General features: G+C 64.1%; 21 protein-coding genes. 11 read left to right on the top strand and 10 right to left on the bottom strand.

The features are described from left to right. Positions 1-16 precede the first annotated feature (16 nt). The 7 genes from LPJ38_RS00395 to LPJ38_RS00365 form a co-directional block, all read right to left on the bottom strand. Positions 17-1,285, bottom strand: coding sequence for a CpaE/TadZ family protein (locus LPJ38_RS00395; RefSeq protein WP_145630850.1), 1,269 nt, complete (start codon positions 1,283-1,285; stop codon positions 17-19). Then, entirely contained in the window at positions 1,282-2,016 is a 735-nt protein-coding gene (locus LPJ38_RS00390; RefSeq protein ID WP_145630851.1) for a CpaD family pilus assembly protein, read from the bottom strand. Before LPJ38_RS00390 ends, LPJ38_RS00395 begins: the two co-directional genes overlap by 4 nt. 19 nt (positions 2,017-2,035) lie before the next feature. Beyond that, positions 2,036-3,526, bottom strand: a complete 1,491-nt coding sequence (locus tag LPJ38_RS00385) for a type II and III secretion system protein family protein (protein ID WP_145630852.1) — start codon at positions 3,524-3,526, stop codon at positions 2,036-2,038. Continuing rightward, positions 3,523-4,320, bottom strand: coding sequence for a Flp pilus assembly protein CpaB (cpaB, locus tag LPJ38_RS00380; RefSeq protein ID WP_167520387.1), 798 nt, complete (start codon positions 4,318-4,320; stop codon positions 3,523-3,525). The genes LPJ38_RS00385 and cpaB overlap by 4 nt, the downstream gene beginning before the upstream one ends. A 128-nt stretch (positions 4,321-4,448) precedes the next feature. Then, on the bottom strand, positions 4,449-4,973 hold the full coding sequence (locus tag LPJ38_RS00375) for an A24 family peptidase (protein WP_145630854.1): 525 nt from the start codon (positions 4,971-4,973) through the stop codon (positions 4,449-4,451). 112 nt (positions 4,974-5,085) lie between these two features. Continuing rightward, positions 5,086-5,232 carry a hypothetical protein gene (locus LPJ38_RS00370; RefSeq protein ID WP_167520388.1) on the bottom strand — a complete coding sequence of 49 codons (147 nt, stop codon included), beginning with the start codon at positions 5,230-5,232 and terminating at the stop codon, positions 5,086-5,088. 70 nt (positions 5,233-5,302) lie between these two features. Continuing rightward, positions 5,303-5,467, bottom strand: coding sequence for a Flp family type IVb pilin (locus LPJ38_RS00365; RefSeq protein ID WP_008546920.1), 165 nt, complete (start codon positions 5,465-5,467; stop codon positions 5,303-5,305). A gap of 268 nt (positions 5,468-5,735) precedes the next feature. Between LPJ38_RS00365 and LPJ38_RS00360 the strand changes: the two genes are divergently transcribed. Both LPJ38_RS00360 and LPJ38_RS00355 read left to right on the top strand, forming a co-directional pair. Continuing rightward, positions 5,736-6,563 carry a sterol desaturase family protein gene (locus LPJ38_RS00360; RefSeq protein WP_145630855.1) on the top strand — a complete coding sequence of 276 codons (828 nt, stop codon included), beginning with the start codon at positions 5,736-5,738 and terminating at the stop codon, positions 6,561-6,563. 159 nt (positions 6,564-6,722) lie between these two features. Continuing rightward, positions 6,723-7,220: a pilus assembly protein N-terminal domain-containing protein gene (locus tag LPJ38_RS00355; protein ID WP_145630856.1), complete on the top strand. Its 498-nt coding sequence runs from the start codon at positions 6,723-6,725 to the stop codon at positions 7,218-7,220. 111 nt (positions 7,221-7,331) lie between these two features. On the opposite strand, the gene LPJ38_RS00350 is transcribed toward LPJ38_RS00355, so the two are convergent. From LPJ38_RS00350 to LPJ38_RS00340, 3 genes are all read right to left on the bottom strand, one after another. Further along, entirely contained in the window at positions 7,332-7,544 is a 213-nt protein-coding gene (locus LPJ38_RS00350) for a cold-shock protein (RefSeq protein WP_145630857.1), read from the bottom strand. Positions 7,545-7,791: 247 nt separating this feature from the next. Beyond that, a complete protein-coding gene (gene infA, locus LPJ38_RS00345; RefSeq protein WP_008546913.1) occupies positions 7,792-8,082 on the bottom strand; it encodes a translation initiation factor IF-1 in 291 nt (96 codons plus the stop codon). A gap of 25 nt (positions 8,083-8,107) precedes the next feature. Further along, positions 8,108-9,682, bottom strand: a complete 1,575-nt coding sequence (locus LPJ38_RS00340) for a DEAD/DEAH box helicase (RefSeq protein ID WP_145630858.1) — start codon at positions 9,680-9,682, stop codon at positions 8,108-8,110. A gap of 502 nt (positions 9,683-10,184) precedes the next feature. Here LPJ38_RS00340 and urtA point away from each other — a divergent pair. The 9 genes from urtA (at position 10,185) to LPJ38_RS00295 (ending at position 18,046) form a co-directional block, all read left to right on the top strand. After that, entirely contained in the window at positions 10,185-11,507 is a 1,323-nt protein-coding gene (gene urtA / locus LPJ38_RS00335) for an urea ABC transporter substrate-binding protein (protein ID WP_145630859.1), read from the top strand. 82 nt (positions 11,508-11,589) lie between these two features. Further along, positions 11,590-13,197, top strand: a complete 1,608-nt coding sequence (gene urtB / locus LPJ38_RS00330) for an urea ABC transporter permease subunit UrtB (protein WP_145630860.1) — start codon at positions 11,590-11,592, stop codon at positions 13,195-13,197. Next, a complete protein-coding gene (gene urtC, locus LPJ38_RS00325; RefSeq protein WP_145630861.1) occupies positions 13,194-14,363 on the top strand; it encodes an urea ABC transporter permease subunit UrtC in 1,170 nt (389 codons plus the stop codon). The genes urtB and urtC overlap by 4 nt, the downstream gene beginning before the upstream one ends. 5 nt (positions 14,364-14,368) lie before the next feature. Beyond that, entirely contained in the window at positions 14,369-15,130 is a 762-nt protein-coding gene (urtD, locus tag LPJ38_RS00320; protein WP_060737172.1) for an urea ABC transporter ATP-binding protein UrtD, read from the top strand. A 3-nt stretch (positions 15,131-15,133) separates the two neighbouring features. Then, on the top strand, positions 15,134-15,829 hold the full coding sequence (gene urtE / locus LPJ38_RS00315) for an urea ABC transporter ATP-binding subunit UrtE (protein ID WP_061846218.1): 696 nt from the start codon (positions 15,134-15,136) through the stop codon (positions 15,827-15,829). A gap of 30 nt (positions 15,830-15,859) precedes the next feature. After that, complete coding sequence (locus LPJ38_RS00310) at positions 15,860-16,690, top strand: urease accessory protein UreD (RefSeq protein ID WP_145630862.1); 831 nt, start codon at positions 15,860-15,862, stop codon at positions 16,688-16,690. Between the two features lie 37 nt (positions 16,691-16,727). Then, on the top strand, positions 16,728-17,030 hold the full coding sequence (locus LPJ38_RS00305) for an urease subunit gamma (protein ID WP_007605424.1): 303 nt from the start codon (positions 16,728-16,730) through the stop codon (positions 17,028-17,030). A 113-nt stretch (positions 17,031-17,143) separates the two neighbouring features. Beyond that, positions 17,144-17,449: an urease subunit beta gene (locus LPJ38_RS00300; RefSeq protein WP_026202067.1), complete on the top strand. Its 306-nt coding sequence runs from the start codon at positions 17,144-17,146 to the stop codon at positions 17,447-17,449. A gap of 57 nt (positions 17,450-17,506) precedes the next feature. After that, entirely contained in the window at positions 17,507-18,046 is a 540-nt protein-coding gene (locus tag LPJ38_RS00295) for an HD domain-containing protein (RefSeq protein WP_145630863.1), read from the top strand. Positions 18,047-18,064: the final 18 nt, after the last annotated feature.

Below are 18,064 nucleotides of genomic sequence, written 5' to 3'. Positions count from 1 at the left end.
CGACTCCATGCGGCGGCTATTTTCCCCGCAACTTCTCAATCAGGGGTGAAAACAAGGACGACTTTTGTTTCTTCGTCTCGCTGCGGCCGGTGAGGCGCTGGGCGATCTGGAGGAACATCTCGATCGACTTGTGGTTGGCGGAGATCTCCGCGATCATCTGGCCGTTGTTGGCCGCCGAGCCGAAGATCTGCGGTTCGAACGGGATCGAGGCGACCGGCTGGCTCTCGATCGCCTTGGCGAATTCTGCGGCGGCGATCTCGGGCCGTTTCGGGACGCCGACCTGGTTCAGGCAGTAGAGCGGCGGCCGGTCGTTGGGGCGCGAGGCCTTCAACAAATCGAACAGGTTCTTGGTGTTGCGCAGATTAGCGAGATCAGGTGCCGCCACGATCAGGATGTCGTCCGCGCCGACCAGGGCGCGCTTGGTCCAGCCCGACCATTGGTGCGGGACATCGAGCACGATGCAAGGCATGGTGGAGCGCAGCGTGTCGAACACGGAATCGAACGCATCGGAACCGAAATCATAGACCCGGTCGAGCGTCGCAGGCGCCGCCAGCAGGCTGAGATGGTCGGTGCATTTCGACAGCAGGCGGTCGATGAAGGCCGTGTCGACGCGATCGGGAGAGAACACCGCGTCGGCAATTCCCTGTGGCGGGTCCTGGTTGTAGTCCAGGCCGGCCGTGCCGAAGGCGAGGTCGAGATCGGCGACGACCGCGTCCATCGCAAGGTCGCGAGCGATCGCCCAAGCGACGTTGTGCGAGATGGTGGACGCGCCGACGCCGCCCTTGGCGCCGACCACGGCGATGATGCGGCCGACCGCCTTGGCTTCGGGCGCCGAGAACAGGTTGCAGATCGAGCGCACGACGTCGATCGCGCCGACCGGCGCGAGCACGTAGTCGCTAACGCCGCGGCGCACCAGCTCGCGGTAGAGCATGACGTCGTTGATGCGGCCGATCACGACCACGCGGGTACCGGCATCGCAGACGGTGGCGAGCTGGTCGAGCCCGCCCAGGAGGTCGTTGCGGCCGTCGCTCTCGAGCACGATCACGTTCGGCGTCGGGGCAGAGCGATAGGCTTCGATCGCCGCCGCCATGCCGCCCATCTGGATCTTCAGATGGGCCTTGCCGAGACGGCGATCCTCTCCGGCCGACTGCACCGCGGCAGCGGTCTCCACGGTCTCGCAGAAGGCCTGCACCGAGACACGCGGCGAGGGTGCAATATGCTCCTCAACAGGTGGCGGCGGAGTCTCCGGCTGCTCTTCTTGAGGTTGGCGAGCGTAGCTGATCATTTGCCGGTGTCGCTGAGTTTGGCCTTGTCGGCTTCGGGATAAGTGGTCGCCGTGGTCGTGCCCTTGCGGTATTTCTCGAAGGACATGGTGCGGCGCGCCGTGTAGGATGGCGTTTCAGGCCTCGGCTGCTCGAGATCCGAAGGATTGGCGACCATCGCAGCGAGATTCCGCTGATAGGCACAGCCGTAATTGTAATAGTCCTTGTTCTCGAACCAACGCTTGTTCTTCATCGAGGGACCGATGTCCTCCGGCCACAGGCCGCAGGGACCCGCGACCGCGGCGATCTTGGAGTAAGTGAGTCGAATCGGCGGCAGGAAGCGCTTGTCTTCCGGCTGATAGGGACGAGCGACGATGCCCCGCGGCGGAACGCCTGCTGCCGCAAGCATCGCCTGGATTTCACGCATGGTGTCCGCCACCGGACGCGCATTCGGCGTGCCGGACGGCACGTCGATACGGATGGCGCCGGTCCCCTCGTGCAGCCAGGCTGACGCGACTCCCATCACGTCGGCGCGTTGGGCGGCGGTGAGGCCCCCGCGCGCATGGCCGACGAAAACGACGATCGAGCGGTTCTGCTCTTCGACCGCGATCGGATGGCGCTGTTTGTAGTCGTCCGGAATGGAGGCGGTGAGCGCTTCGTCGTGCTGGCAGCCGCCGAGGGCGAGCGCCATGCCGACGAGCGCGCCACCGAGGCATAGGGCGCGCTTGCGAAGCTGGGGTGGTCTTGTGTTCATCGTGAAGTCCCCGTTCGCCTCAGTCGGTGATGAAGCCGTAGGTGCCGCGGTAGTTTCTGGCCGGTTCGGTCCGGTTCGGCACACCGTAGATGCGGTTGATGTTGCCGATCAGTTGGGCCTGCGGATCTGCAGGCGCGGAGAAGCCGTCATCCGGGCGCGACAGATCCTTTTGTGCGACCGCGCGAACGACATAGGGCGTCACGATCACGACCAGCTCGGTCGCGTTGTTGACGAAGTCGCGACTACGGAACAGCGTGCCGAGGATCGGGAGCTGCATCAACCCCGGCAATCCACTGACGGCCTGCTTGGTCTGCTGCTGGATCAGGCCGGCCATCGCCATCGCGCCGCCCGAAGGAATTTCCAGGGACGTCTCGGCGCGGCGGGTCCTGATCGAGGGCACCGTCAACGAGTTCACCGAATTCGCGCTCACGGCCTGGGACAGCGTGATCGAATTCTCGTTCGACAGCTCCGAGACTTCCGTCATCACGCGCAGGCTGATCTTGCCTTCGCTCAGAACGATCGGCGTGAAGTTGAGCGAGATGCCGAACTTCTTGAAGCTGATCTGGGTGGTACAGACATGCGTGACGGGATCGCACGCATAGCCCGCCGGCACCGGGAATTCGCCGCCGGCGATGAAGGTCGCGGACTCCCCGGAGATCGCGGTCAGGTTCGGCTCGGCCAGCGTCCGGATCACGCCCGCAGTCTCCATCGCGCGCAAGGTGGCCTGCACGCTCGGCGTCGCGCCGAACTTGGTGGTCAGGTTGTTGCCGTCGACGAGATTGCGGCCGAGGGCCGTGAACGGATTGGAGTTGGTGAAGCTCACCACCGAGGTGCCGTAGTTCAGATTCGCGGAGAGGTCGATGCCGAGCTGCTTGACGATGTTGCGCTGGACTTCGGCGACGGTCACCTTCAGCATGACCTGGTCGCGGCCGCGGACCACGATCGAGTTCACCACCTTGTCGGGGCCACCGGCCAGTCGCGCGGCGAGGTCGTTCGCCTGCTGCGCCTCCAGCGGGTTCGCCGCCGTGCCGCTCAGGACGACGCCGTCGCCGAGGCCGTCGATCTGGATGTCGGAGTTGGGCAGGATCTGCTTCAGCGCGGCCCTCACGCCGTTGAGGTCGCGCTTGACCGCGATGTCATAGGCCGCAATCTGCTGGCCGGCGGAATCGAAGAACACGATGTTGGTCTGGCCGACGGTCGCGCCGATGATGTAGGCGCGCTGCGCCGAGCGGACCACCGCATTGGCGATCTTGGGATCCGCAACCAGCACGTCCTTGATATCCCGCGGCAGATCGATCACGACGGACTTGCCGACGCCGAGCGAGAGAAAGCGCGCGTTGATCTGGCCGTCGGCCGCGACCGGGGCGACCGGGCGGTAGTCGGCAGCGACCACGGGAGTCAGCACCGGGTTGAGCGCCAGCGCAAGAGCGGCCGAAAACGACAGAGCGCGAACCACCGAGGTTCGCATCGTCACCGCGTTCGCCCTGTGCTTGATATCGACTGTCTTCATCGTGCTTTTGCCGTCTGACTCGGAATGCCGTAGCGGATGATCGAAACGCCGTCGCGCTTCTGCGCGGAGTCATCGAGCGTGATCTCGCTCACCTTGACGTCGGCTATGCTGCGCAGCGCCAGCGACAGCGTCCCGGCCTGGCGGGCCGACGAAAGCGCCTGGGTCTGCGCGGCATTGAGTTCCAAGGTCACGGTCTTGCCGACCACCGTGTTCTGGCCATCCTTCTCCTTCGGCGCCTGGTCGATGGCGAGGACACGGATGTTAGCCAGGATGATCTCGGAGGTGATGATGTCGGGGGCGCCGTTGCTCTGGTCGGGATTCTTGAGGCGGCGCGTGAGGATCACATCGACGCGGTCGTTGGGCAGGATGAAGCCGCCCGCGCCGGTCTCCGGCGAGATTTCGGTCGAGATCGCCCGCATGCCGCTCGGCAGGATTGCGGCCATGAAGCCGGAGTTCTCTGCCTTGACCAGCTTCTGGTCGCGGATCGGCTCGCCCTGAATGAAGGGAGCGCGCGCGATCGAGCCAGCCACCTGGGTCGCGCCCTCGGGACGCTCATTGCGGCGGATGAAGGCGGCGCTGGCGGTCGCGGCCGGCCAGGTCTGCCATTGCACGTCTTCCGGCTTGACCGTCTGGCCGAGACCGATGTCGTTCTTGGCGACGAGGACGTCGACGGTCGGGAGCTGCGCAACCGGAGCTGGAGGCGGCGCAGAATTGTCCGAGCCGCTCGCCAGGTACGCGGCGACGCCGCCGGCGCAGATGGCGACCGTCAGGACGACAATGCGTGCCCTATTCATACGCTTCACTTTCCAACAAGACGCCGCGACGCTGCCGCCGCCGTAATCGGCAGTTGACCAGCTATTCGTCAAAGCATGGTTAATGAGGCGTATCTAAATCGCCTTAACGCAGGGTTACCCCAGTGCGTTCAGCGCAGTGCAAGGTGAGCGAGGTCGATCGCCTTCACCCATTCGGTCTCCGGATAGACCATCAACGCGCTCAGCGCGAGCGCGATGCCGTAGGGAATGCCGCTCTCCTTGGCGTGCAGCCGTGCGAGCCAGGCTTGGCCGGCCAGCCCGTAGGGCAGCGGCCATTGCCGGAACTGGAGCAGGAGCAGCGTCAGCGCCCCACCGAACAGCGAGGCGTAGAGCAGGAAGTTCATCAGGTGGGCAAAGCCGAACCAGAGCGCGACGGAGGCTGCGACCTTGGCATCGCCGCCGCCGACCCAGCCCATCGCAAAGCAGCCGAAGGCCACGACCAGCACGAGTGCGCCGGCGCCGACATGGCTCAGCACCTCGTAGGGTGCCATGCCGCCGGCGAGAGCGAGGGCGAAGAAGCCTGCGACCAGGACCAGCGACACGCGGTTCGAGATGGTCATCGTGAAGAGATCGCTCGCCGCGGCGAAGGCCATGAGGGCCGGGAAGAGCATAAGGCGCGCAAGGTCGAGGATCATGGGCTGCGTCTTGGGGCCTGGTTGTTCGCGGAAGCTGGCGCCGGGCATGCTAGCCCGCAGTGCTAAACAAACCGACAACGGCAGCCGGGCAGCGGCTCCGGCGAAAACGTGCTCACCAGAGGCTGGCAATGCGCACGGCGAGCACGGCCGTCGCAAGCAGCAGCGCAAGGCAGACCCAATAGGCCGGCGAGCCGGCATGCGCCGCCTCGGCCTCGTTCGCCGCGACCGCGGCCCTGGTTCTGTACTCGCGCAACGCCACTGGAACTCGCCGTCTTCAGGAAAACAAAGGCCCCGGAGGTCCGGGGCTTTTGCAGTCGCTCGTCGGTCGCTTACTTCAGCGAGGAGCTGATCGAGCCGAACTTGGTGTTCATCGTGCTGCCGAGGTTGTTGACCACGGTGATGATGGCCAGCGCGATGCCGGCGGCGATCAGACCGTATTCGATGGCGGTGGCGCCGGATTCATCCTTGGCGAAACGCGCAATCAGGTTCTTCATGAACAAAACTCCGTCTGGTTGGGATCGCCTCGTTCGGCGGTGTCTTTGACGCGACGAACATGTGAGCCGAGCTCTTTCGGTAGAGTTAATTCGATCGCGCAAACCCGCGCCTTGCGCGATGCTTTTGGCCAGAGTGAATTTCGCCTTAAGGGCGGAGTTGAAATTCGGTCCCGTGCCGAATGCAGCGCACGCGCGCCGCGGGCTTCACCCTCCCTTAAATTTCGCGGAGTAGGTCTAGGCTGAACAGCAATTCCGAAGTGAGGCGACGATGTCGAGCCTGCCCATGCAAGTCGCCCTGATGCTCGGCGAGACCATCCAGAAGATGCTTCCCGTCACGCTGGTGCTCGCGGCGGTCTTCACCGTGCTGGAGCATTTCTGGGCCTGCAATCCCGGCGCGCCGTGGTGGCGCAAGCGCGAGATCCTCACCGACATCTGCTATTGGTTCTTCGTACCCGTGTTTGCCCGCACCATGCGGATCGGGCTGCTGATCGTCGGCGCCGGCGTCGTCTTCAACATCCACGATGCCGACGAGCTCATCGCCTTCTACGACAACGGCCATGGCCCGCTGGCGCAGCTGCCGCTGTGGGCGCAGGCGGTGCTGTTCCTGGTGCTGTCCGATTTCATGCTGTACTGGCTGCACCGGCTTTTCCATGATGGCGGTTTCTGGAAGTACCACGCGATTCATCACTCCTCCGAGGAGATCGGCTGGATCTCCGCGGCACGCTTCCATCCCGTCAATCTCGTGCTCGGGACGATCGGCGTCGACGTAGTGCTGCTGATGGCCGGTATCTCGCCGAACGTCATGATCTGGCTTGGCCCGTTCACCACCTTCCATTCGGCCTTCGTACACGCCAATCTGAACTGGACCTTCGGACCGTTCAGATATTTGCTGGCGACGCCGGTGTTCCATCGTTGGCACCACACCTCGATCGAGGAGGGGGGCAACACCAATTTTGCCGGGACATTCCCGATCTGGGACGTGCTGTTCGGCACCTTCCGTATGCCGCAGGGCCGGCTGCCGCAGGATTACGGCAAGGACGAAGCGACCATGCCGAAGGAGTTCGGCGGCCAGCTCGCTTTTCCGTTCCGCCGCTAGGGCGCGGCTGCGAGCGCCACGAAGGCGCCGGTCCCTTCAAACAATCATCGGCGAGTTTGCGGAGTGTTCATGAATTAAAGGCAGGTTAGCCGGATCGGGCACCGGCTCCGCTGTGATCTGATCGTTTCTGCCGGTTTGTGACGTCCCGGGGGTATGTGTATGCGTAAAGAGTTGCTGCGCCGTCAGGCGCGCGTCTGCCTTCTGGTTGCGGCTGCGGGGCTGGCATCGCCTGGTGCCGGGCTTGCCGAGCCCACCGCCGATACCATTGCCGTCAATGTCGACCAGGCCAAGCTGGTCCGTCTCCCTGGCAAGGTCGCGACCATCGTCGTCGGCAATCCGCTGATCGCCGACGTCACGCTCCAGCCCGGCGGCATGATCGTCGTGACCGGTAAGGGCTATGGTGCCACCAATTTCATCGCGCTCGACCGGGGCGGCGAGATCCTGGTCGACCGCCAGATCCAGGTCGAAGGTCCGAGCGATCGGCTCGTCACCGTCTATCGCGGGATAGAGCGCGAGTCCTACAGCTGCATGCCGCTTTGTCAGCGTCGCGTGACGCTCGGCGACAGCGACACCTATTTCAACAACACGATGAGCCAGGCGGGTTCGCTGAGCAACAATGCCAGCGGTACCGCCGGCGCGGGCGCCAAGACCAACTAAACCCGGCGTATCCTCATCGCTCGGTAGTCAGGGACATGAAAAAGGCCGTACGTCGTGCACGGCCTTTTTTGATTCTTTGACTCGCCTGAGCCGATCCAAGGCCCGGCGGGCTCAACCGGCGGCGCGGAGGTTGTCCGCTGCCGACTTGCCGGAGCGGCGGTCGGCCACGATCTCGTAGGAGACCTTCTGGCCTTCCTGCAGCGTGCCGAGGCCGGCGCGCTCGACGGCGCTGATGTGAACGAACACGTCCTTGCCGCCATCGTCGGGCTGGATGAAGCCAAAGCCCTTGGTCGAGTTAAACCACTTCACAGTTCCCATGCTCACGGGGGTAGTCCCTTCTCGGATACACAATGTAAAAGCCCGCTTGCGCAGGCAGGTTAGATCGAATTTTTGGAAGGGTCGTCAGCGTGTCTAAACCGGCTGTACCGGTGGATGCTAATGTCGTCCGGCCGAAAATCGATTAATTCATTTTATCGGAATTAAGGCCTACAGACAATCCGGACATGCACAATTTTTTGATCCGCCGTGATGTCCACGGCGGATCAGCATGCCCTTGCGCGTCGAGAGGCGATCAGCGGCGGCGGAACTGGCCGCCGCGCTGCGGGCCACCTCGCGGCGGACCGCCGGCCGTCGCCGGACGTTCGTCCTTGTGACGGAAAATCAGCCGGCCCTTCTCAAGGTCATAGGGCGACATCTCCACCGTCACGCGGTCGCCCGCGAGTGTCTTGATGCGATTCTTCTTCATCTTGCCGGCGGTGTAGGCAACGATCTCGTGTCCGGCGTCGAGCTGCACGCGGTAGCGGGCGTCGGGGAGGATTTCGGTGACCAGTCCTTCGAACTGGATCAGCTCTTCCTTAGCCATGTGGTTGTCTCCAGGTCGTGGACGGCTAGTGCGAATGAGGGTTGCGGTTCGGTCGGCCGTTGGGACGACTCTCGCGACGCAAAAAGGCAACGCCTTGTATTCCATCAGGCTTGCCGGCGCTATGCGCGGGACGCTGTTCCGACCGATCGGTTGGTGAGGAATTCACCTTACCACCGGAACCGTGACGACGGCGAGCCCCCTTCGCGGCCCTGTGGCCTTCGTTGGGCCTGCCATCAACAGGTCTGCCCTCGGCATGGCGGCCTTCGCCGTGCCTTCCGTCCATATGCCGTCCGTCGCCCTTGCCGGCGCCATGGCGGCGTCCGTCGGCATGCCTTTCGTCGGTACGCCTGCCGTCACCATGGCGTGCACCCTGCGGACGCTGGCCTGGACGGCCGCCCGGCCGGCCCTGTCGCTGCTGGGCCGGGGGAGGGCCCGCGTCGCGGCGGCCGGCATCGGTGCGGAGATCCTCGCGTGGCAGCGCCACCTTGATCAGCCGCTCGATGTCGCGGAGATAGCTGAGCTCCTCACCGCCGGCGACCAGCGAGATCGCGGTGCCGTCGGCGCCCGCACGCGCAGTGCGACCGATGCGGTGGACATAGGTCTCGGGCACGTTGGGCAGGTCGAAATTGATGACGTGGGTGATGCCATCGACATCGATACCGCGGGCGGCGATGTCAGTGGCGACCAGGGTGCGGATCTCGCCCGACCGGAACAGGCCCAGCGTGCGTTCGCGATGGTTTTGCGACTTGTTGCCGTGGATGGCGCTGGCGGGGATGCCCGCCTTCTCGAGCGTCTTCACGACCTTGTCGGCGCCGTGCTTGGTACGGGTGAAGACCAGAGCCCGGTTGACCGGTTCTTCCTTCAGCAGCCTGGCGAGGAAGGACGGCTTGGCGGAGAAGTCGACCTGGATGATGCGCTGGTTGATCCGCTCGGCGGTCGAGGAGACCGGGGTCACCGCGACACGGGCGGGGTCACGCAGCATGGCATCGGCGAGCTCGGCGATGTCCTTCGGCATGGTGGCCGAGAAGAACAGCGTCTGCCGCTTGATCGGCAGCTTGGCGACGATTTTGCGGATGTCGTTGATGAAGCCCATGTCAAGCATGCGGTCCGCCTCGTCGAGCACGAGGAACTCGACGCTGGACAGCTTCAAGCCGTTGCTCTGCACGAGGTCGAGCAGCCGGCCGGGCGTGGCGACCAGAACCTCGACGCCTTGCATCAGCGAGCGGACCTGGCGGCCCATCGGCACGCCGCCGATCGCGAGCGTCGACGACAGGCGGATGTGGCGGCCATAGGCGTTGAAGCTGTCCAGGATCTGGCCGGACAGTTCGCGGGTCGGCGACAGCACCAGGACGCGGGCGGTCTTGGGCTGCGGCTTGATGCGGTTCTCGAGCAGGCGATGCAGGATCGGCAGCGCGAAGGATGCGGTCTTGCCGGTGCCGGTCTGGGCGATGCCGACGACGTCGCGGCCGGTCAGTGCGAGCGGGACGGTCTGTGCCTGGATCGGGGTGGGGGTGACGTAGTTCTCTTCACGAAGAGCGCGTGCGATCGGTTCGGCGAGGCCGAAGTCCTGAAACGAAGTCAAAAGAGGGGTTCTTTCCATGTCGAAGCGGGCGCCCGGCGCATTCGGCGCGGCGCGCGCAAAAGGGTGTCAAGAAGACACCTGCGTGTTTGGGGTGTCGGATGGCTTGGGAGATATGGGGCAAGCCAGAGGCCCGGTAGGGCTTAAGAACACGCGGCTCGCTACGACCCCTTGATTCGCAAGAAGTCTCGGCCCCTCATATGGAACATTGCTAGGGCGCTTTCAAGGCAAGCACGCCGCAAACGACGATGCAGTGCAGAAATAATTGTGCTGGAAATTTAGCCAAAACGAGCGATTTGCATATAAAACAGGCTGCCTGCCACTTCCGCATACATGCCAGCTGCCCATGATTTAGGCGGGTTGACTGCGGCAAAACTAGGAATAAAGGCTATTTTACAAGTCAAAACAGTAACTTGAGGGGTGCCTAGCCCATGGCATGGTTCTTGCGAATCCGTTAACCGCAGGCGGCCGTGGGGCCGTTTCGCAGCGTTTTTCACGTCTGCGTCAGGGAGATGATACACTCATGCTTAGCAAATCCACTCACGATATAGCGGCGTCATTTAGCCGCCGCGGCGTGCTCGCCGCGACCGCCGCGCTGATGCTTGGTCTGGCTTCATTGACCGGCGCCAAGGCCGCGGACGATACCATCAAGGTCGGCGTGCTCCACTCCCTGTCCGGCACGATGGCCATCAGCGAAACCACGCTGAAGGACACCATCCTCTTCCTGATCGACGAGCAGAACAAGAAGGGCGGCGTTCTCGGCAAGAAGCTCGAAGCCGTCGTCGTCGACCCCGCTTCGAACTGGCCGCTGTTCGCCGAGAAGGCGCGCGAGCTGATCACTAAAGACAAGGTGTCGGTGGTGTTCGGCTGCTGGACCTCGGTGTCGCGCAAATCGGTGCTCCCCGTCTTCAAGGAGCTGAACAGCATCCTGTTCTATCCCGTGCAGTACGAGGGCGAGGAGAGCGAGCGCAACGTATTCTACACGGGTGCTGCGCCGAACCAGCAGGCGATCCCTGCCGTCGACTACCTGATGAAGGAAGAGAAGGTGAAGCGCTGGGTGCTCGCGGGCACCGACTACGTCTATCCGCGCACGACCAACAAGATCCTGGAAGCCTATCTGAAGTCAAAGGGCGTCGCCCAGGAAGACATCATGATCAACTACACGCCATTCGGTCATTCCGACTGGCAGACGATCGTGGCCGACATCAAGAAGTTCGGCTCGGCCGGCAAGAAGACCGCGGTTGTCTCGACCATCAATGGCGACGCCAACGTTCCCTTCTACAAGGAGCTCGGCAACCAGGGCATCAAGGCCAAGGACATCCCGGTGGTCGCGTTCTCGGTGGGTGAGGAAGAGCTCGCCGGCATCGACACCAAGCCGCTGGTCGGCCATCTCGCCGCCTGGAACTACTTCCAGTCGATCAAGTCGCCGGAGAACGAGAAGTTCATCAAGGCGTGGCAGGCCTACACCAAGAATCCGAAGCGCGTGACCAACGATCCGATGGAAGCGCACGTGATCGGCTTCGACATGTGGGTGAAGGCAGTCGAGAAGGCGAAGTCGACCGATCCCGACAAGGTGATCGATGCTCTCCCCGGCATCGAAGCCAAGAACCTGACCGGCGGGACCTCCAAGATGCTCCCGAACCACCATATCACCAAGCCGGTGTTCATCGGCGAGATCAAGGGCAACGGCCAGTTCGACGTGGTCTGGAAGACCCCGAGCCTCGTCCCCGGCGATGCCTGGTCGAAGGAGCTCGATGGCTCCAAGGACCTGGTCGGCGACTGGGTCGGCAAGAAGTGCGGCAACTTCAACACCAAGACCAACAAGTGCCTCGGCTCGGGCTCCTGATTCCGATCTGACGCCTCCTTGCAAGCTCGGAGAGGGCGGCGATCCCGCCGCCTTCTCCACCCATTTCTGCCGGGATCAATCAGTGCCAGCCCATTTGTCCGCACGCCTATGTTCGCTCGTCCTCTCGCTGTTCCTGATCGCATTCGCGTTGCCGGCCTTCGCCGGCCCGTTCGAGGATGCCGTCGCCAAGTTCGCCAATGACGATTTTTCCGACACGGAAGAGGCGATCGGCGCGGTCGCGGGCAGCGGCAATGCGTTGGCCTTCCCGATCATCAGCGCGCTCCAGGACGGCCGCCTCATGGCCGATCCCGACAGCAAGAAGGTTTACGTCACCGGCGCCGACGGCAAGTCGATTGACGCTGCGACCGGCCAGCCCGTGGCCAGCGTTCCCGACAGCGCGAGCGCGGTTCGCCTCAACAACCGCCTGCGTCGCAGCGTCGACGCTGCGATCGGCAGCTTGACGCTGCAGTCGCCGGATGTTGGAACGCGTCTCCAGGCCGCGCAGTCGGTGTTCAAGTCGCATGAGGAGACCGCGCTGGAGGCGGTCGATGCCGCGCTCGCCAAGGAAAGCAACAGGTCCGTCAAGACCGCGCTCGGCGAAGCCCGCGCGGCTATCCTGCTGTTCAAGCCGGACGCGACCGAGGTCGAGAAGCTCGAAGCAGTCGCCACTCTCAAGGCGCGCGGCGACCAGGAGGCCCTGGCGCTGCTCACCGGCATGGGCGACCAGCCGGCCTCGGTGACCAAGGCTGCGGCGAGCGCGATCGGCTCGATCCAGAGCTCACTGGCCGTCTGGTCCACGGTGCAGAACGCCTGGTATGGCCTCTCGCTCGGCTCGGTGCTGCTGCTTGCGGCGATCGGGCTTGCCATCACCTTCGGCGTGATGGGCGTCATCAACATGGCCCATGGCGAGATGGTGATGATCGGCGCCTACACCACCTTCGTGGTGCAGGAGGTGATCCGAACCCGATATCCCGGCCTGTTCGACTATTCGCTGCTGATCGCTGTGCCGCTTGCCTTCCTCGTCGCCGGGGCCATCGGGGTCCTGATCGAGCGCAGCATCATCCGCTTCCTCTATGGCCGTCCGTTGGAGACGCTGCTCGCGACCTGGGGTCTGTCGCTGGTGCTGCAGCAGGCGGTGCGCACCATGTTCGGCCCGACCAATCGCGAGGTCGGCAATCCCTCCTGGATGAGCGGCGCCTTCGAACTCGGTCAGATCACCATCACCTATAACCGGCTCTGGATCCTCTGCTTCACGCTTGCCGTGTTCGTAATCCTGCTGGCGATGCTGCGCTACACCGCGCTGGGCCTCGAGATGCGCGCGGTGACGCAGAACCGCCGCATGGCGGCCTCGATGGGCATCGCCACCTCGCGCGTCGACGCGCTGACTTTCGGGCTCGGCTCGGGCATTGCCGGCATTGCCGGGGTGGCGCTGTCGCAGATCGACAATGTCAGCCCCAATCTCGGCCAGAGCTACATCATCGACAGCTTCATGGTCGTGGTGTTCGGCGGGGTCGGCAATCTCTGGGGCACGCTCGTCGGCGCCTTCACGCTCGGCATCGCCAACAAGTTCCTGGAGCCGGTCGCCGGCGCCGTGCTCGGCAAGATCGCCATCCTCGTTCTCATCATCCTGTTCATTCAAAAGCGGCCGCGCGGACTGTTCGCGCTCAAGGGCCGTGCGGTGGAAGCATGACCCCTCACATGCTGACGCGATCGCTGGACCGCAGCGCGACGATCTTCCTCGCCGTCGTCGCGGCCTGCGGCATCCTCATCCCGCTCTCCAACCTGCTGCTGCCCGCCGGCTCGTTCCTGCAAGTGCCGACCTATCTCGTCGCGCTCTGGGGCAAATATGTCTGCTACGCCATCCTGGCGCTCGCGATCGATCTGATCTGGGGCTATTGCGGCATCCTCTCGCTCGGTCATGGCGCCTTCTTCGCGCTCGGCGGCTACGCCATGGGCATGTATCTGATGCGGCAGATCGGCACCCGTGGCGTCTACGGCAATCCGATCCTGCCCGACTTCATGGTGTTCCTGAACTGGGAGAAGCTGCCCTGGTACTGGTATGGCTTCGACATGTTCTGGTTCGCGGCCCTGATGGTGCTGGTCGTGCCGGGCCTGCTCGCCTTCTGCTTCGGCTGGCTTGCCTTCCGCTCCCGCGTCACCGGCGTGTATCTGTCGATCATCACGCAGGCGATGACCTACGCGTTGTTGCTCGCCTTCTTCCGCAACGATTTCGGCTTCGGCGGCAACAACGGCCTGACCGATTTCAAGGACATCCTCGGCTTCAACGTGCAGGCCGAGGGGACCCGTGCCGCGCTGTTCGCGCTGAGCTGCCTGGCGTTGATCCTGGGCTTCCTGATCTGCCGCGCCATCGTCTCGTCCAAGCTCGGCAAGGTCTTGATCGCGGTGCGTGACGCGGAATCGCGCACGCGCTTCCTCGGCTACCGCGTCGAATCCTACAAGCTGTTCGTGTTCACGGTGTCGGGCTGCATGGCCGGCGTCGCCGGCGCGCTCTACGTGCCGCAGGTCGGCATCATCAATCCATCCGAATTCGCTCCCGGCAATTCGATCGAGGCGGTGATCTGGGTCGCGGTCGGCGGCCGCGGCACGCTGGTCGGCGCCGCGCTCGGCGCCGTCGTCGTCAACTACGCCAAGACGTTCTTCACCTCGGGCATGCTGGCGCCGTACTGGCTGTTCATGCTGGGCGCGCTGTTCATCCTGGTGACGTTGCTGCTGCCCAAAGGCATCGTCGGCACCTTCTACGCCTGGTGGGACCAGTCGAAGGAGAAGAGCTCCGCCGCGGCCACCGCGAGCGCTGCGGCCGAAAACGGCGTCACCGAACCCAAGATGGCGGAGTAGCGGTCATGAACGTGATGGACACCCGCACCACCTCCGCAATGCTCTATCTCGACGGCGTGCACGTCTCCTTCGACGGCTTCCATGCCATCAACAATCTGTCGTTGACGCTCGAGCCCGGCGAGATGCGCGCCATCATCGGCCCGAACGGCGCCGGCAAGACCACGATGATGGACATCATCACCGGCAAGACCAAGCCCGACGAGGGCACCGTGCTGTTCGACGGCGTCACCGACCTGACGCGGCTCGACGAGACCCGCATCGCCGAGCTAGGCATCGGCCGCAAATTCCAGAAGCCGACTGTGTTCGAGAGCCAGACCGTGCAGGACAACCTCCTGCTCGCGCTCAATGTCGATCACTCGGTGCGCGGCACGTTGTTCTGGCGCGGCAGCAAGGCCGAGGCCGAGCGCATCGACAAGGTGCTGGAGACGATCCGTCTCACGGAGGCCCGCAACCGCCTCGCCGGCAGCCTCAGCCACGGCCAGAAACAATGGCTCGAGATCGGCATGCTGCTGGCGCAGGATCCGAAGCTGCTTCTCGTCGACGAGCCCGTTGCAGGCATGACCGACGTCGAGACGCATCTCACCGCCGAGCTGCTGAAAGAGATCAACAAGACCCACACCGTGATGGTGGTCGAGCACGACATGACTTTCGTGCGCGAGCTCGGCGTCAAGGTCACCTGCCTGCACGAAGGCACGGTGCTCGCGGAAGGAACGATCGATCAGGTCTCGTCCAACGAGCGGGTCATTGAAGTGTATCTGGGACGCTGAGCGATGCTTGAGGTCAAGGACATCAACCTGTTCTACGGCGCGGCGCAGGCGCTGCGCGGCGTCTCCATCTCGGCCGAGCCGGGCAAGGTCACTTGCGTGCTCGGGCGCAATGGCGTCGGCAAGACCTCGCTGCTGCGCGCCATGGTCGGGCAATATCCGATCTCCTCGGGCGCGATCATGCTCGACGGCAGCGACATCACCGGCCTGAAGCCCTATGAGCGGGCCCGCAAGGGCATCGGCTTCGTGCCGCAGGGCCGCGAGATCTTCCCGCTGCTGACGGTCGAGGAGAACCTCAAGACCGGCTTCGGCCCGCTCAAGCGCGAGGACAAGCACATTCCGGACGACGTGTTCTCGCTGTTTCCGGTGCTGCAATCCATGCTCGGCCGGCGCGGCGGCGATCTCTCCGGCGGCCAGCAGCAGCAACTCGCGATCGGGCGCGCGCTGGTGATGCGGCCGAAGCTGCTGCTGCTGGACGAGCCGACCGAGGGCATTCAGCCCTCGATCATCAAGGATATCGGCCGCGCCATATCTTATCTCCGCAATCTCGGCAACATCGCCATCGTGTTGGTCGAACAATATCTCGACTTTGCCTGCGAACTCGGCGACAGTTTCGCGGTGATGGATCGCGGCGCGGTGAAGTTCACTTGCGACCGATCCAATCTCGACGCGAGCGAAATCAGCCGTCAGATGGCGCTCTAGGCCATTCTGCCGCGACGGCTGGGGAAGCGGATGCGCAGCGACGTTTCGGTCACATCCGGGGTTTTCGAGGCGAACCGCGCCCGCGGCGCGGTGCGCTTCGACGTGCATGCGCGCGATGGGGTGACGCGGCGTGGAGCCTTGCATGAATCCGGCTCACTGCGCGTGCGCTTCCCCTCGCCGGAGGGCGAGGGGCTGTCCGGCGTGTTCGTCAACACGGCCGGCGGGGTCGCCGGCGGGGACAGTTTCGATATCGATATCGCAGCAGGCCAGGGTGCGCGGCTGACGCTGACCACAGCGGCGGCCGAAAAGATCTATCGTGCGCCGGGCGCTGCGGCGCAGCTCAGCATCGCCTTGAAGGTCGACGCGGACGCGCATCTTGCCTGGCTACCCCAGGAAACGATCCTGTTCGATCGCGCCCGGGTTCACCGCCGCTTCGATATCGCGCTCGATGAGACCGCCTCGCTCCTGCTTTGCGAGATCGTCGTGTTCGGCCGCACCGCCATGGGCGAGCGGATGGAGCAGGGCGAGTTCGTCGATCGCTGGCGGCTGTCTCGCGGCGGCAGGCTGGTGTTCGCCGAGACCGTCAAGCTCGACGGCGATATCGGCGCAAAACTTGGCCGATCCGCCGTCGCCAAGGGCGGCGCCGCGATCGGCACGGCGCTGATCGTGCCCGGCGATGAGGCCCTGGTCGAGCGCATCCGCGAGACATCGGAATCCTTCTCCGGCGAGGTCGGAATATCGGCCTGGAATGGCTTTGCAATAGCGCGGTTCTGTGCCCAAGATGCGGCGCGTTTGCGGGCCGACATGATGGCGGTGCTGGCACGCGCCGGCGCGGCGCTGCCGCGGCTGTGGTTGAATTGACCGGTTGAATTGATGCGTTGAACGGAAGAGATGTCGCATGAATCTGTCTCCCCGCGAAAAGGACAAACTTCTGATCTCGATGGCGGCCATCGTGGCGCGCCGCAGGCTGGACCGCGGCGTCAAGCTCAACCATCCCGAAGCGATCGCGATCATCTCCGACTTCATCCTCGAAGGCGCACGTGACGGCCGCACCGTCGCCGAGCTGATGCAGTCCGGTGCGCAGGTGCTGACCCGCGACCAGGTGATGCCGGGCATTCCCGAGATGATCCATGACATCCAGGTCGAGGCGACCTTTCCGGATGGCACCAAGCTCGTCACCGTGCACGAGCCGATCAGATAATTCAAATTCGTCATTCCGGGGCGCCCGAAAGGGCGAGCCCGGAATCCAGAGATTGTTGATCGAGATTCCGGGTTCTCGCTCCGCGAGCGCCGGAATGACAGAGGAAGACAGGAATGATCCCCGGCGAACTCTTCATCCAGGACGGCGAGATCGAGCTCAATGCCGGCCGCAAGACCGTGACGCTGACGGTCGCCAATACCGGTGACCGCCCGATCCAGGTCGGCTCGCATTACCACTTCTTCGAGACGAACCCGGCGCTGAAATTCGACCGCAAGAAAGCCCGCGGCATGCGCCTCGACATCGCCGCCGGCACCGCCGTACGTTTCGAGCCCGGCCAGACCCGCGACGTCCAGCTCGTCGCCATGGCGGGGAAGAAGACGATCTACGGTTTCCGCGGCGACGTCATGGGAAAGCTGTGACCTCCACAGGAACGAGCACGGTGCGGCACGGTTGAGGCGAAAACGGAGGTATTTGCCATGCTGTCACCTATCCGGCTCGTCTCCGAAGCTGCCGAACTTGCCGCGCGCCGCCACAACGGTATGACGCGCAAGGGGCGGGGTCAGGAGCCCTACATCAATCATCTCGCCGAGGTCGCGAACCTGCTTGCGACCGCGACTGATGGTACCGACGCCGAACTGGTCGCGGCCGGCTGGCTGCACGATACGATCGAGGACACCGACACCGCGCGCGAGGAGCTCGCGCAAAGGTTTTCCGATCGTGTCGCGTCCCTCGTCCTCGAATGCACCGATGACATGAGCCTGCCGAAGGCCGAACGACGGCAGAAGCAGATCGAGGACGCTCCGAAGAAATCCGCGGGCGCCAAACTCATCAAGATCGCCGACAAGATCAGCAATACAGGGGCGCGCATTCAAACTGACCTGACCGCCGAGGAGCGCGACGATCTGGCCGACTACGTGGAGTGGGCGACGCAGGTCGTCGCAGGCTGCCGCGGCGGCAATGCGTGGCTCGACGAGAAATTCGATGATGTCGTGAAAGCAGCGAGGGTCGCGCTGTGACCGACCAGAAATTCAATC

Source organism: Bradyrhizobium daqingense, assembly GCF_021044685.1.
Classification (GTDB): Bacteria; Pseudomonadota; Alphaproteobacteria; order Rhizobiales; family Xanthobacteraceae; genus Bradyrhizobium; species Bradyrhizobium daqingense.
The sequence above is the reverse complement of the archived record's forward strand: the minus strand, read 5'-3'. Positions and strand labels throughout refer to the sequence as shown.

Coding starts and splice junctions, on each gene's coding strand:
- LPJ38_RS00395 (WP_145630850.1), bottom strand. CDS start 1,285: ATGATCAGCTACGCTCGCCAACCTCAAGAAGAGCAGCCGGAGACTCCG.
- LPJ38_RS00390 (WP_145630851.1), bottom strand. CDS start 2,016: ATGAACACAAGACCACCCCAGCTTCGCAAGCGCGCCCTATGCCTCGGT.
- LPJ38_RS00385 (WP_145630852.1), bottom strand. CDS start 3,526: ATGAAGACAGTCGATATCAAGCACAGGGCGAACGCGGTGACGATGCGA.
- cpaB (WP_167520387.1), bottom strand. CDS start 4,320: ATGAATAGGGCACGCATTGTCGTCCTGACGGTCGCCATCTGCGCCGGC.
- LPJ38_RS00375 (WP_145630854.1), bottom strand. CDS start 4,973: ATGATCCTCGACCTTGCGCGCCTTATGCTCTTCCCGGCCCTCATGGCC.
- LPJ38_RS00365 (WP_008546920.1), bottom strand. CDS start 5,467: ATGAAGAACCTGATTGCGCGTTTCGCCAAGGATGAATCCGGCGCCACC.
- LPJ38_RS00360 (WP_145630855.1), top strand. CDS start 5,736: ATGTCGAGCCTGCCCATGCAAGTCGCCCTGATGCTCGGCGAGACCATC.
- LPJ38_RS00355 (WP_145630856.1), top strand. CDS start 6,723: ATGCGTAAAGAGTTGCTGCGCCGTCAGGCGCGCGTCTGCCTTCTGGTT.
- infA (WP_008546913.1), bottom strand. CDS start 8,082: ATGGCTAAGGAAGAGCTGATCCAGTTCGAAGGACTGGTCACCGAAATC.
- LPJ38_RS00340 (WP_145630858.1), bottom strand. CDS start 9,682: ATGGAAAGAACCCCTCTTTTGACTTCGTTTCAGGACTTCGGCCTCGCC.
- urtA (WP_145630859.1), top strand. CDS start 10,185: ATGCTTAGCAAATCCACTCACGATATAGCGGCGTCATTTAGCCGCCGC.
- urtC (WP_145630861.1), top strand. CDS start 13,194: ATGACCCCTCACATGCTGACGCGATCGCTGGACCGCAGCGCGACGATC.
- urtD (WP_060737172.1), top strand. CDS start 14,369: ATGAACGTGATGGACACCCGCACCACCTCCGCAATGCTCTATCTCGAC.
- urtE (WP_061846218.1), top strand. CDS start 15,134: ATGCTTGAGGTCAAGGACATCAACCTGTTCTACGGCGCGGCGCAGGCG.
- LPJ38_RS00310 (WP_145630862.1), top strand. CDS start 15,860: ATGCGCAGCGACGTTTCGGTCACATCCGGGGTTTTCGAGGCGAACCGC.
- LPJ38_RS00305 (WP_007605424.1), top strand. CDS start 16,728: ATGAATCTGTCTCCCCGCGAAAAGGACAAACTTCTGATCTCGATGGCG.
- LPJ38_RS00300 (WP_026202067.1), top strand. CDS start 17,144: ATGATCCCCGGCGAACTCTTCATCCAGGACGGCGAGATCGAGCTCAAT.
- LPJ38_RS00295 (WP_145630863.1), top strand. CDS start 17,507: ATGCTGTCACCTATCCGGCTCGTCTCCGAAGCTGCCGAACTTGCCGCG.